This window comes from Tranquillimonas alkanivorans (assembly GCF_900115595.1).
Taxonomy (GTDB): Bacteria; Pseudomonadota; Alphaproteobacteria; order Rhodobacterales; family Rhodobacteraceae; genus Tranquillimonas; species Tranquillimonas alkanivorans.
In genome coordinates, this window is sequence record NZ_FOXA01000008.1 from 131,870 (window position 1) to 145,150 (window position 13,281).

General features: G+C 67.2%; 12 protein-coding genes. 8 read left to right on the top strand and 4 right to left on the bottom strand.

What is annotated here, in order from left to right; all coding sequences use genetic code 11:
* Positions 1–66 precede the first annotated feature (66 nt).
* The 7 genes from cysG (at position 67) to BM162_RS11695 (ending at position 6,249) form a co-directional block, all read left to right on the top strand.
* A complete protein-coding gene (gene cysG, locus BM162_RS11665; RefSeq protein WP_093421992.1) occupies positions 67–1,464 on the top strand; it encodes a siroheme synthase CysG in 1,398 nt (465 codons plus the stop codon).
* Positions 1,461–1,772, top strand: coding sequence for a DUF2849 domain-containing protein (locus BM162_RS11670; protein ID WP_093421995.1), 312 nt, complete (start codon positions 1,461–1,463; stop codon positions 1,770–1,772). Before cysG ends, BM162_RS11670 begins: the two co-directional genes overlap by 4 nt.
* Positions 1,765–3,432: a nitrite/sulfite reductase gene (locus BM162_RS11675; RefSeq protein ID WP_093421997.1), complete on the top strand. Its 1,668-nt coding sequence runs from the start codon at positions 1,765–1,767 to the stop codon at positions 3,430–3,432. Before BM162_RS11670 ends, BM162_RS11675 begins: the two co-directional genes overlap by 8 nt.
* A complete protein-coding gene (locus BM162_RS11680; protein WP_093422000.1) occupies positions 3,422–4,168 on the top strand; it encodes a phosphoadenylyl-sulfate reductase in 747 nt (248 codons plus the stop codon). The genes BM162_RS11675 and BM162_RS11680 overlap by 11 nt, the downstream gene beginning before the upstream one ends.
* A gap of 63 nt (positions 4,169–4,231) precedes the next feature.
* Complete coding sequence (locus BM162_RS11685; protein ID WP_093422002.1) at positions 4,232–4,651, top strand: DUF934 domain-containing protein; 420 nt, start codon at positions 4,232–4,234, stop codon at positions 4,649–4,651.
* 70 nt (positions 4,652–4,721) lie between these two features.
* Complete coding sequence (locus BM162_RS11690; protein ID WP_093422005.1) at positions 4,722–5,549, top strand: ferredoxin--NADP reductase; 828 nt, start codon at positions 4,722–4,724, stop codon at positions 5,547–5,549.
* A 205-nt stretch (positions 5,550–5,754) separates the two neighbouring features.
* The gene (locus BM162_RS11695; RefSeq protein ID WP_093422007.1) at positions 5,755–6,249 is read left to right on the top strand and encodes a ferritin-like domain-containing protein; all 495 of its coding nucleotides are present in this window, start codon (positions 5,755–5,757) and stop codon (positions 6,247–6,249) included.
* A gap of 42 nt (positions 6,250–6,291) precedes the next feature.
* Here BM162_RS11695 and guaB read toward each other — a convergent pair whose 3' ends face one another.
* Positions 6,292–7,740: an IMP dehydrogenase gene (guaB, locus tag BM162_RS11700; RefSeq protein ID WP_093422010.1), complete on the bottom strand. Its 1,449-nt coding sequence runs from the start codon at positions 7,738–7,740 to the stop codon at positions 6,292–6,294.
* A gap of 149 nt (positions 7,741–7,889) precedes the next feature.
* Here guaB and BM162_RS11705 point away from each other — a divergent pair, with 149 nt between their 5' ends.
* Positions 7,890–9,242 carry a YihY family inner membrane protein gene (locus BM162_RS11705; RefSeq protein ID WP_177215140.1) on the top strand — a complete coding sequence of 451 codons (1,353 nt, stop codon included), beginning with the start codon at positions 7,890–7,892 and terminating at the stop codon, positions 9,240–9,242.
* A 90-nt stretch (positions 9,243–9,332) separates the two neighbouring features.
* Here the strand turns inward: BM162_RS11705 and BM162_RS11710 are convergent, their stop codons facing one another.
* Genes BM162_RS11710 through BM162_RS11720 form a run of 3 tightly spaced genes read right to left on the bottom strand, consistent with a single transcriptional unit; the run spans position 9,333 to position 13,279 of the window.
* On the bottom strand, positions 9,333–10,424 hold the full coding sequence (locus BM162_RS11710; protein WP_093422015.1) for an ABC transporter ATP-binding protein: 1,092 nt from the start codon (positions 10,422–10,424) through the stop codon (positions 9,333–9,335).
* Between the two features lie 22 nt (positions 10,425–10,446).
* A complete protein-coding gene (locus BM162_RS11715; RefSeq protein ID WP_439332833.1) occupies positions 10,447–12,114 on the bottom strand; it encodes an alpha-glucosidase family protein in 1,668 nt (555 codons plus the stop codon).
* A gap of 16 nt (positions 12,115–12,130) precedes the next feature.
* Positions 12,131–13,279, bottom strand: a complete 1,149-nt coding sequence (locus tag BM162_RS11720) for a carbohydrate ABC transporter permease (protein ID WP_093422018.1) — start codon at positions 13,277–13,279, stop codon at positions 12,131–12,133.
* Positions 13,280–13,281: the final 2 nt, after the last annotated feature.

Sequence of the window (13,281 nt, forward strand, 5' to 3'; positions counted from 1 at the left end):
GCAAGCCCCGGTAGGCAGAAACCGGGACGATGTTCTAAATAGAGAGCAACAGGCAGAGGGTGCACGATGAAGCATTTTCCGATCTTCCTGTCGGTCGAGGGCCGGCGGATCGTGGTTTCGGGCGGCGGCGACGCGGCGCTCGCCAAGCTGCGTCTGCTGATGAAGACCGAGGGCCGCATCACCGTCTTCGCCGAGCATCCGGCGGAGGAGATCGCCGGATGGGCGGCCGAGGGGCGCCTGACTCTGGTGCGCCGCGCTTTCGGGCCGGGCGACGCCGTATGCGCCGCGCTGTTCTATGCTGCAAACGAGGACGACGCCGAGGATGCGCGCGTGGCCGGTCTCGCGCGGGCCGACGGCGCGCTGGTCAACATCGTCGACAACCTAGAGGACAGCGCCTTCATCACCCCGGCCATCGTGGACCGCGACCCGGTGACCGTCGCCATCGGGACCGAGGGCGCGGCCCCCGTGCTGGCGCGAGCAATCAAGAAGGACCTGGAAGAGCGCCTGCCGTCCTCGCTGGGCCTGCTCGCCCGCGTGGGCAAGGCGTTCCGCCCGATGGTCGACGCCCTGCCCTTCGGCCGCAAGCGCCGCGACTTCTGGTCCGACTACTACTTCAACGCCGGTCCCCGCGCCGCCGCCGAGGGCGAGGACGCGATCCGGGACACGCTGGACAGCCTGCTCGACGCGCACAGGACCCGCGCCGCGCGCGAGGGGCACGTGGCCTTCGTCGGTGCAGGTCCGGGCGATCCGGAACTGCTGACGCTCAAGGCCCGCCGGGCGCTGCACGAGGCCGACGTGGTGATCCACGACCGACTCGTGACGCCCGAGGTTCTGGAACTCGCGCGCCGCGAGGCGACGATCGTCGCCGCCGGGAAGGAAGGCTTCGGCCCCTCGGTGAGCCAGGAGGACATCAACGCGCTGATCGTCGAGCACACCCGCAAGGGCGCGCAGGTGGTGCGGCTGAAGTCCGGCGATCCGACCGTGTTCGGCCGGCTGGACGAAGAAATCGACGCCTGCGAGGCCGCGGGGCTGTCGTGGTCCATCGTGCCCGGCATCACCGCCGCCTCGGCCGCGGTCGCGGGTCTGGGGCAAAGCCTCACGAAGCGCCAGCGCAACTCGTCGGTGCGGTTCATGACCGGCCACGACATGAAGGGCTTCGCCGACCACGACTGGCGCGCACTGGCGCGTCCGGGCGAGGTCGCGGCGATCTACATGGGCAAGCGCGCCGCGCGGTTCGTGCAGGGCCGGCTGATGATGCACGGGGCCGATCCCGCGACTCCGGTGACGGTGATCGAGGACGCGTCGCGCCCCACGCAGCGCATCCTGTCGACCACGCTGGCCGAGTTGGAGCCCGCCCTGACGGAGGCCGCGATGACCGGCCCCGCCCTCACCCTCTATGGCCTCGCCCCGCGCGCCGCGCTGGCCGTGGCCGACCGCCCCGATCTGAAGGAGGCCGTGCAATGAGCCGCCGTTTCACCCCGAAAGTGGTCACCGCCAATGCGCTTCTCGAAGGCGACAACGTGTGGCTGACCGAAGACGACCGCTGGAGCCGCGACATGGCCGAGGCCGAGTTCATCGAGGACGAGGCGCACGGACAAATCCGCCTGCTCTTCGCGCAATCGCAGGCCTCGGTCGTGGTAGGCGCCTATCTCGCCGACGCGAAGATGGGCCAGTGCGGCCCCGAGCCCACGCACTTCCGCGAGACGTTCCGCACGCGCGGCCCGTCCAACTATCACCACGGCAAGCAGGCCGAGGAGTCGACCCATGTATAAGTACAACGAGTTCGACGAAGCCTTCGTTCGCGAGCGCGTGGCGCAGTTCCGCCAACAGGTCGAGCGCCGCATCGACGGTTCACTGACCGAGGACGAGTTCAAGCCGCTGCGCCTGATGAACGGGCTCTACCTTCAGCTTCACGCCTACATGCTGCGCGTGGCGATTCCCTATGGCACACTGGACAGCCGCAAGATGCGCCAGCTCGCCATGATCGCCGAGCGGTGGGACAAGGGCTATGGCCACTTCACCACGCGCCAGAACATCCAGTACAACTGGCCGAAGCTGCCGGACGTGCCCGACATGCTCGAGGCGCTGGCCGACGTCGAGATGCACGCGATCCAGACCTCGGGCAACACGATCCGGAACGTGACCGCCGACCACTTCGCCGGCGCCGCCGCGGACGAGATCGCGGACCCGCGCCCGGTGGCCGAACTGCTGCGCCAGTGGTCCACCGATCACCCGGAGTTCCAGTTCCTGCCGCGCAAGTTCAAGATCGCCGTCACCGGCTCGCCCAACGACCGGGCGGTGACGAAGTCGCACGACATCGGCATCCGCATGGTCGAGAAGGACCGCCAGCCAGGGTACGAGATCATCGTGGGCGGCGGCCTGGGCCGGACGCCGTTGATCGGCAAGGTGATCCGCGACTTCCTGCCGGCGCAGGACCTGCTGCCCTATGTCGAGGCGATCGTCAGCGTCTATAACCTGTTGGGCCGCCGCGACAACAAGTATAAGGCGCGCGTCAAGATCACCGTGCACGAGCACGGCATCGACACGATCCGCGACCTGGTGGAAGAGCGCTTCGCGCAACTGCGCCCCGAGTTCGGCGGCGGCGATCAGGAGCTTCTGGCCGAGATCGAGGCCGCCTTCGCGCCACCGGCTTTCCGCGACGCCGCGACGGACACCTACGAGGCCGCCTATGACAGCGACCCGGTGTTCCGTTCGTGGGCCGACACAAACCTGACGGCACACCGCAACGCGCAGTACGCGATCGTCTCGATCTCGCTCAAGGCGCACGGCAAGACGCCGGGCGATGCCACCGCCGAGCAGATGCGCGTGATGGCCGACCTCGCCGAGCGCTACGGTCACGACGAGCTGCGCATCAGCCACGAGCAGAACGTGATCCTGCCGCACGTTCACAAGTCCGACCTGCCGGCGGTCCACGCCGCGCTGAAGGACGCGGGGCTGGCGACGGCGAACATCGGGCTGATCTCGGACATCATCGCTTGCCCGGGGATGGATTACTGCGCGCTGGCGACGGCCCGCTCGATCCCCATCGCGCAGGAGATCGCGACGCGGTTCGACGAACTGAAGCTCGAGCACGACATCGGGCAGCTGAAGATCAAGATTTCGGGCTGCATCAACGCCTGCGGCCATCACCACGTTGGCCACATCGGCATCCTCGGGCTCGACCGGGCGGGGGTGGAGAATTACCAGATCACGCTCGGCGGCGACGGGACCGAGAACGCGGCCATCGGCACGCGCACCGGCCCCGGCTTCCCGGCGGACGAGATCGTGCCGGCCATCGAGCGGATCGTCTACGCCTACCTCGAGCATCGCGAAAGCGAGGAGGAGACGTTCCTCCAGACGTATCGCCGGCTGGGGATGGCGCCGTTCAAGGCGGCGCTCTACCCGGCGGAGGAGCGGGCCGATGCCGCTTGAGCAACCCCTTTCCCCGGTCGCCGAGCGCGCCGCGGACCTGAACCGCCGTTACGCCCACCACGGCGCAACGGCGGTGCTGGACCACGCGCTGCGCGACCCGCAGGTGGGCCGCACGGCGCTGGTGTCCTCCTTCGGGGCCGAGTCCGTGGTGCTGCTGCACATGGTCTCGGTCGTGGACCGCACGACGCCGGTGATCTTCCTCGACACCGAGATGCTGTTCGAGGAGACGCTGGCCTATCAGGTCGAGGTCTCCCGCAAGCTGGGCCTGACCGACGTGCGCGTGATCCGGCCGGACCGGACGCAGACCTTCCTGCGCGACCCGGACGGGCTTTTGCACAAGCAGGACCCGGATGCCTGCTGCGCCCTGCGCAAGACCGAGCCGCTGGCCCGCGCGCTGGACGGCTTCGACGCATGGATCACCGGTCGGAAACGGTTTCAGGGCGCGACCCGCGCGGCGCTCCAGTTCTTCGAGGTCGAGGACGACACGGGCCGCATCAAGGTCAACCCGCTGGCGCACTGGGCCAAGCAGGACGTGCAGGACTACATCGTCAACAACCGCCTGCCCCGGCACCCGCTGGTGGGAAAGGGCTATCCCTCCATCGGCTGCGCGCCCTGCACCAGCCGAGTGAAGGACGGCGAGGACGAGCGCGCCGGCCGCTGGCGCGGGCGCGACAAGGAAGAATGCGGCATCCACTTCGTGAACGGCCGCGTGGTGCGCGGCCCGGTGGCGAACTGAGCCCGGACACCTTAACTGGACCTTGAGCGACGGGGGCAACTGCTCCCGGGAAAGCGGATGACAATGAGCGTGATCGTGACCGACAGGGGCTTCGAGCCCGAGGACTGGACCGGCGGTTTCGTCGAGTTCGAGATGCTGGGCGAAAGCCCGGCGGTGCCCGACCTTGCGGTGGACCTGCCCTCCGACCAGGACCCGGCGGCGCTGGCCGACCGGCTGGAGGACATCGTGATGATCCGGGTGGACTTCCCCAGCTTCGCCGACGGGCGCGGCTTCACCATCGCCCGCCGGCTGCGGCTGATGGGCTTTCAGGGCCGCCTGCGCGCCAAGGGCCACGTCATCGCCGACCAGTACGCCATGGCCCGCCGCTCGGGCTTCGACGAGGTCGAGATCTCGGACGAACTGGCGCAGCGCCAGCCCGAGGATCAGTGGCAGCGCCGCGCGAACTGGCGCGCGCATGACTATCAGTCGCGCCTGCGCGCCTGATTGCCGCCTTTCCCCCCAGGACCGACACCGTTAGAGAGAGGGCGGGCCGACCGGGCCCGCATTGCGTGAGATGACCGAGCAGAAACCCGTGACCCAATCCGCCGCCACCGCCGTCAAGGCGCTTCCCGACGCCCAGACCGTGACGCAGGTCCAGCACTGGACCGACCGGCTGTTCTCGTTCCGCGTAACGCGGCCGCAAACGTTGCGCTTCCGCTCGGGCGAGTTCGTGATGATCGGGCTCATGGGCGACAACGGCAAGCCGCTGCTGCGCGCCTATTCCATCGCCTCGCCGTCCTGGGACGACGAGCTCGAGTTCTACTCGATCAAGGTGCAGGACGGGCCGCTGACCTCGAAGCTGCAGCACATCCAGGAAGGCGACCAGATCATCCTGCGGCCCAAGCCCGTGGGCACGCTGGTGCATGACGCGCTCCTGCCCGGCAAACGGATCTGGTTCTTCGCCACCGGCACCGGCATCGCGCCCTTCGCCTCGCTCATCCGCGACCCGGAGACCTACGAGAACTACGACGAGGTCATCCTGACCCACACCTGCCGCGACGTGGCCGAGCTGGAATACGGCCGCCGGCTGGTCGAGAGCGTGAAGAACGACGAGATGCTGCGCGAGTTGATCGGCGACGGGCTGGACAAGCTGCGCTACTACCCGACCACGACGCGCGAAGAGAGCCCGAAGATGGGCCGGATCACCGAACTTCTGAAAGACGGCACCGTGTTCCGCGACCTCGGGATCGAAGGCATGTCGCCCGAGACCGACCGGGCGATGGTCTGCGGATCGCTGGCGTTCAACCACGACCTGAAGGACATCCTCGAAGGCTTCGGCCTGCGTGAGGGCGCGAACAGCGATCCGAAGGAATACGTGGTCGAAAAGGCCTTCGTTGGCTGACACCGCCCACATCCCGACGTTCACAGACGCCGCGCCGGACCCTCCGGCGCGGCGTTTTCCGTTCCGGCCGGTCCCGGTCCTGCATGTTCGCACAGACGCCCTGCCCCGGTGCACGCCTCGGACGGGATGCCGCAGGTGCGGCCGGAACGACAGGTGCCGCTCAACGTTGCGCTGCTGACGAACACCAACGCATGGAGAAGCCGAGATGAAAGGTCCCGAAGTTTCCCTCAAGCACCTGCAACGTGCGCTCACGATGGAGCTGACGACGGTCAACACCTACTTCTACCAAGAGCGTCAGCTCGATGACTGGGGCGTCGACCGCCTGGCCGAGCGCATGCGCGAGGAGATCGAGGAAGAGCGTGGCCACGCCCAGGCGTTCCTGACGCGCATCCTGTTCCTCGACGGCAAGGCCGACGTGCAGACGCTCGACGACATCGAGAAGCCCGAGAGCGTGCGCGGCATCTTCGACACCCAGCTGCGCATGGAAAAGGAGGCTCGCGAGTACTACGACAAGGCCGCCAACGAGTGCCGCGAGGCCGGCGACCTGGGATCGTTCGAGCTGTTCATGAACATCCTCAAGGACGAGGAGGACCACATCGACTTCGTGGAAGAGCAGTTCGACCTGATGGAGCTGATGGGTGACCAGCTTTACGTCGCACGCCAGGTCTCCTCGGTGAGCAAGGACGACGACGATATCTGAGGCGCCGCACCGGCGGCACAATGATGCCGTCGGCCGCCCACGTCAGCCAATACGATAGTTCGGCGACTCTCGCGTGATCGCCACATCGTGCACGTGGCTTTCGCGCAGGCCGGCATTGGTGATGCGCACGAAGTTGCAGCCGCCGCGCATCTGGTCGATTGTGGCGCAGCCGGTATAGCCCATCGCCGCGCGCAGGCCGCCGACGAGTTGGTGAACCACCGCGCCCGCCGCGCCCTTGTAGGGCACCTGCCCCTCGATCCCTTCCGGCACCAGCTTGTCCGAGGCCGCGTCCTTCTGGAAGTAGCGGTCGGCCGAGCCGCGTGCCATGGCGCCCAGGCTGCCCATGCCGCGATAGCTTTTGAAGCTGCGCCCCTGGTACAGGATGATCTCGCCCGGGCTTTCGTCCGTGCCGGCCAGCATCGAACCCACCATCGCGCAGGACGCGCCCGCCGCGATGGCCTTGGCGAAGTCGCCCGAGAACTTGATGCCGCCGTCCGCGATGATCGGCACGTCGCCCGCACCCGCCACGCTGTCCATGATGGCGGTCAGTTGCGGCACGCCCACGCCCGCGACCATCCGCGTCGTACAGATCGAGCCGGGGCCGATCCCGACCTTCACCGCGTCGGCGCCGGCATCGATCAGCGCACGTGCGCCGTCGCCGGTGGCGACATTGCCGGCGATGACCTGCACGTTGTTCGACAACTCCTTGGCGCGCCGCACGGCGGCCGCAACGCCCTCGGAATGGCCGTGGGCGGTGTCGATGACGATGATGTCGCAGCCCGCGTCAACCAGCGCCTCGGACCGCTCGAAGCCCGAGTCGCCCACCGTGGTCGCCGCCGCCACGTGCAGCCGGCCCAGCCGGTCCTTGCACGCCTGCGGGTTCAGCACGGCCTGCTCGGTGTCGCGCAGGGTCAGAAGGCCGGTCAGCTTGCCGGTGCCGTCGGTGACCAGCAGCTTCTCGATCCGGCGGGCCTTCATCAGGCTTTTCGCCTCGTCCAGTTCGAACGGCTCGGTGAGCATCGCCAGGTCGTCCGAGGTCATCATGACGCGCACCGGAGTCGCGTCGTCGCTGGCGAAGCGCATGTCGCGGTTGGTAACGATCCCCAGCACGCGCCCATCCTCGGACACGACCGGGAAGCCGGTGACGCGGTAGCGCTCCTGCAGCGCCTTGGCGTCGGCCAGCGTCTGGTCGGGGCGCAGCGTGATCGGGTTGTAGACGACGCCGCTTTCGAAGCGTTTGACGCGCCGGACCTCGTTTGCCTGCTCTTCCACGCCGAGGTTGCGGTGGATCACGCCGATGCCGCCGGCCTGCGCCATGGCGATGGCCATGCGGCTTTCGGTCACCGTGTCCATGGCCGAGCTGAGGACCGGGATGTTCATCGCGATCTCGCGCGTGACCTTCGTTCGGGTGTCCGCCGTCGAGGGCAGCACCGAGGACGCTGCGGGAACAAGAAGGACGTCATCGAAGGTGAGCGCCTCGCGAATCTCCATGGGATGTCTCCAATGCGGGAGTCTTCGTTTGGCGCTTCCCTATTTCACGGCCCGTGACGAAAGGGAAGCCCCCTCTCCCGCTGGACATGAGCCCCGCATGCGCCACGTGCAACCGCGACACCCGGCGCGGCGTTTGTTATGAACGAGCCATGAACACCAAATTCATCCAGTCCGCCCGGCGGAGCATCGTCGGCATCCCCACCTTCCTGCGAGAGCTGGCAAGCTTCGTCGCCTTCGCGGTGCGGCGCTTCTATGGCGACCAGCTGGGCCAGTCGGCGGGGGCGCTGACGTATTCGACCCTTCTGGCGCTGGTGCCGCTGATGGTGCTGACGCTGGCGATCCTGTCGGGTTTTCCCGCCTTCGACGCGGTGCGCGACCGGATGGAAGAGCTGTTTTTCACCGCCGTCGTCCCGGAGGTCGGGATCGAGATACAACAGTACCTCACGCGGTTCTCGGCCAATGCCAGCAACCTGACGGCCGTGGGCATCGCCGCGCTCGCCGTGGCCGCGGTGCTGCTTTTGTGGACCATCGAGGCGACGCTGAACCAGGTCTGGCGGGTGGAGCGGCCCCGCCCCATCGGCGTGCGGCTGCTGATCTACTGGACCGTGCTGACGCTGGGCCCGCTGCTTCTGGCCATCGGCTTTGCGCCGACCAACGGGGTGCTGGCAACGGCGATACGCTATGCCGAGACCGGAGTGGGCACAGATACCCTCGACGTGCCGAGCAGCGCGCTGCACGTGATCTTCCCGCTGCTCGGGCAGTCGCTGACCTTCATGCTGCTCTACAAGCTCGTTCCCGCGCGTCCCGTGCGACTGCAGCACGCGGCGCTCGGCGGGGCCATTGCGGGTATCGCGTTCCAGATCCTGCGCTGGGGGTTCAACAGCTTTCTGACCAGCGGATCGACCTACGAAACGATCTATGGCGCGCTGGCGGTGCTGCCGATCTTCCTGGTCTGGGTCTATTCGTCTTGGACGGTGATCATCTTCGGCGCGGTCTTCGCCGCGTCCTTCCCCGACTGGTGGCAGACGCGCGACCCGGACCCCGGCCGAGACCTGACGCCGGCAGGGCGGCTTGAGGTGGCTGTGGTCGTGCTGGGCGTGCTGTTCCGCCACTCCGAGAAGGGCGGCACCGTGGCGCTGTCCGAGGTGCAGGATGCCGCGCCCATCGACCTGCGCGACCCGATCATCGAGTGCCTCGTCGACCGCGGCTACATCGTGACGACCGAGACGAGCTGCCTGAGCCTGTCGCGTGACCTTTACCGCGCGACGGTGGCGGACCTTGCGCGGGACTTGGAACTCTCGCTGGGCGCCCTGCCGCCGGAAACTGTGCCCGGCGCGCACGAGGACCGCGCCATGGCCCGCATCGCAGGCAGTTCCGGCAGCCTGCCCGACTTGCTCAAGCAGCTGTTCCAGGCCGAGAACACGATCCTCGCCCGCCCCTTGGCCGAAGTGATCCAGGCGCGCGCGGTGGAGGCCACGCCGCTCGCCCGGTCGAGCGCCTGAGCGCCGGCGGCCGGTCCGCTCCGACAGGACATCACCTCCCTCACCGACCTGTCGGGCCGATGAGGAGAGAACGGTGCCGGGCGGCGCCGCTTAACGGTAGAGCAGCGACTTGCCGTCGAGGAAGACGTGCACCTTCGACGGATCGGCGTTCAGCATCACGTCGCGCCCGCGCAACTCCTTGTGGATGCCGGGAAGCTTGGCGATCACCTGGTGGCCGCTGTCGCCTTCCTGGTGGAAGTATAGGATCGTGACCTCGCCGAGCGCCTCGGTGATATCCACGGTGTTGCGGTACAGGTACTCCGGCCCCGGCGTCTCGATCAGGTCCTCGGGCCGCACGCCCACGTTCACCTTCGCGCCCATGTCGCTTTGCTGCGAGGGATAATGCGACACCGCGGTGCCGCCGCCCTTCAGCTTGACGACGGTGCGCTCTCCGGTCTCGACGATCTCGCCGGGTAGCAGGTTCATGGCAGGCGAGCCGATGAACTGGGCCACGAACTCGTTCTGTGGCTTCTCGTATAGCTCGAGCGGCGTGCCGACCTGGCTGATGCCGCCGCCCGCGAGCACGACGATGCGGCTGGCCAGCGTCATCGCCTCGACCTGGTCGTGCGTGACGTAGATCATCGTCGACTCCGGCATCGCCTCTTTGAGCTGCGCGATCTCGATCCGGGTCGCCACGCGCAGGGCGGCGTCGAGGTTCGAAAGCGGCTCGTCGAACAGGTATACCTTGGGGTCGCGCACGATCGACCGTCCGATCGCCACCCGCTGCCGCTGACCGCCCGACAGCGCCTTGGGCAAGCGGTCGAGATAGGGTTCAAGCTGAAGGATGCGGGCGGCGTTTGCGATGGCGGCGTCGATCTCCTCTTTCGACTTCTTCGCGATCTTCAGCGCGAAGGCCATGTTGTCGCGCACCGTCATGTGCGGGTAGAGCGCGTAGGACTGGAACACCATCGCGATGCCCCGCTGCGCCGGCGGCATGTTGTTGACCACGACACCGTCGATCTTGAGTTCGCCGCCCGAGATCTTCTCGAGCCCTGCGATCATCCGCAAGAGCGTGGACTTGCCACAGCCGGATGGTCCGACGAAGACGACGAGCTCGCCCTTGTCGATGTGCAGGTTGATGTCCGACAGGACAGTGACGTTTCCGTAGGCCTTCTTGACGTCCGTCAGCGTGAGTTCCGCCATGGTTTCCCTCCCCTCGATCCAGTCAGCGCGCCACCGCGAAGTAAGCCTGCCACGGTGGCAGCCGGATTTCTCCCTTGTCTTGCTCCTGCGCAGAAAACGGCGCGCCGAGGTCCTGTTGCCAGTCGCCCCCGGGCAGCTCCGCCACCTGCCCTGCGTCGGTCAGATTGAAGACGCAGAGCACCCGCGTGCCGTCGTGCTCGCGGATAAGGCTGAGCACGTCATCGTCAGCGCGCAGGACCGTCAGCGTTCCCTTTGCGAGCGCCGGGTGTGCGCGCCGGAACGCGATGAAGTCGCGATAGAAGTTGAGCGTCGAGTCCGGGTCGGCATCCTGCACGCCCACTGCGCGATCGAGATGCTCGACCGCCACCGGCAGCCAGGGCTTCGCGTCGCTGAAGCCGCCATGCGCGCCCTCGCGCGTCCACGGGATCGGCGTACGGCAGCCGTCGCGGCCCTTGAACTTGGGCCAGAAGCGCTTGCCGTAGGGGTCGTGCAGATCCTCGTAGGGGACATACGCCTCTGACAGGCCCAGCTCTTCGCCCTGATAGATGCACACGGTCCCCTTCATGCACAGCAGGACGGCGGCATGCAGCCGCACGGACGCCTCGCTCAGATTCCAGCGGGTGCGGTGGCGCACGACGTCGTGGTTCGAGAACGCCCAGCAGGCCCAGCCCTCGGTCACGATGCGGTCGAAACGCTCGAGGATGGCCTTGATGCGGCTGCCCGAGGGGTACTGGCTCGACAGGAAGTCGAAGTCGTAGGCCATGTGCAGCAAATCGTCGCCGGCGGTATAGTCGCGCTGCGTCTCCATGCCCCGCTGGCTTTCCCCGACCTCGCCGACGCTGGTGATCGCCGGATACTCGTCCATCACAGCGCGCAGGCGGCGCAGGAACTCCAGGTTCTCGGGCCGGGTCTTGTCGTAGAGATGATCCTGGAAGTTGTAGGGATTCACCGACGGCGCGGTGTTGTCGTTGCGATGCTCGGGGTCGAGCGGCGGGTTGTCGCGCAACTCCTTGTCGTGGACGTAGAAGTTGACGGTATCCAGCCGGAATCCGTCAACGCCACGGTCGAGCCAGAAGCGCGCGACGTTCAGAAGCTCGTCCTGCACCTCGGCGCAGTGGAAGTTCAGGTCCGGCTGCTCGGTCAGGAAGTTGTGCATGTAGTACTGCATGCGCTCGCCGTCCCACTCCCACGCCGAGCCGCCGAAGATCGACAGCCAGTTGTTGGGCGGCGTGCCATCGGGCTTGGCGTCTGCCCAGACGTACCAGTCGGCGCGCGCGTTAGTGCGACTGGCACGGCTTTCGCGGAACCACGGGTGCTGTTCGGAGGTGTGGGACAGAACGAGGTCGATCAGAACCTTGATACCCAGCCCGTGCGCGCACTCCACCAGCGCATCGAAGTCACCCAGCGAGCCGAAGATCGGGTCGACGTCGCGGTAGTCCGACACGTCATAGCCGTAGTCCAGCATGGGCGAGCGGAAGAACGGCGATATCCAGATCGCGTCCACGCCAAGCGAGGCGACGTGTGGCATTCGGTGGATGATGCCCGACAGATCGCCGATGCCGTCGTCGTTGCTGTCCTGGAACGAGCGCGGATAGATCTGGTAGATCACCGCGCCCCGCCACCAGTCGGGGTCGGGCACGTCGCCGCGCGCCTGGCCGCGAAGTTCCACCTGGGGGTCTGCGAAGCTCACCAAGCCTCCTTCGTCGTCACTTCACCGAGCCGGCCAAAAGGCCGCGGACCAGGTATTTCTGCATCGCGAAGAAGACCACAAGCGGCACCGCGATGGACACGAAGGCCGCCGTGGCGAGAATGCCCCAGTCGCCCCCGCGCGAACCAAGCAGGTCGTCGGCAATCTTCACGGTCATGACCTTGGCCTCGTCGGCCGATGGCAGGAATACCTTGGCCACCAGCAGGTCGTTCCAGGTCCACAGGAACTGAAAGATCGCGAATGCCGCCAAGGCCGGGAACGACAGCGGCAGCACGATGCGCACGAAAAGCTGGAAGTCCGTCGCACCGTCCACCTTGGCGCTTTCGATGATGTCACGCGGCAGGCCCACCATGTAGTTTCGCAGCAGGTACACCGCGAGCGGCAGGCCGAAGCCGGTATGCGCCAGCCAGATGCCAAGGAAGCTCTGCCCGATGCCGATGGCCTGGTGCAGCTTGAGAAGCGGCACCAGCGCAAGCTGAAGCGGAACCACCAGCAGGCCCACCACCGCCGCGATCAGAAGCCCCCGCCCCGGGAAGTCCATCCATGCCAGCGCGTAGGCCGCGAAGGCGGCGATCAGGATCGGGATGATCGTCGCCGGGATCGTCACGGTCATCGTGTTGATGAAAGCGCGGTCCATGTTGTCGGCCGTCAGCACCGTCCGATAGTTGTCGAGCGTAAATTCCGGTGGCGTCTCGGCCTCGAAATAGATGCGCGGCGGGCGGCGCGGCTCTTCCGGCAGGACATAGCGGTAATCGCCGTTGGGCTGGACGGTCAGGATCTCTCCGTCGCCCAGGTCGGCCTGGCCCCCCGCCGGAAACTCGGCCGGGTTGCGGCCGGTGTCGCCGAAGGCCGAGATCGTGCTTTCGCCCGCGGCAAAGCTCGCGGCCACCTCGTCGGTGGCGAAGATGTTGCCCTCGATGATGTACGCGCCCTCGTCCGTCACCACCGGGTCCGAGGCGCGGGTGGCATAGGTCAGCTCGACCGAGAACGGCGCCTGCCACCAGCCCGAGGCCGAGATCTGGTCGCGGTCGCGGAAGGACGAGACCAGAAGCCCCACTGTCGGGATCAGCCACAGGAGCACCATGACGATGACCGAGATGTTGACGGCCCAGGTCAGGCCCGACTTCTTTCCGGCGATGTTGTCCATGT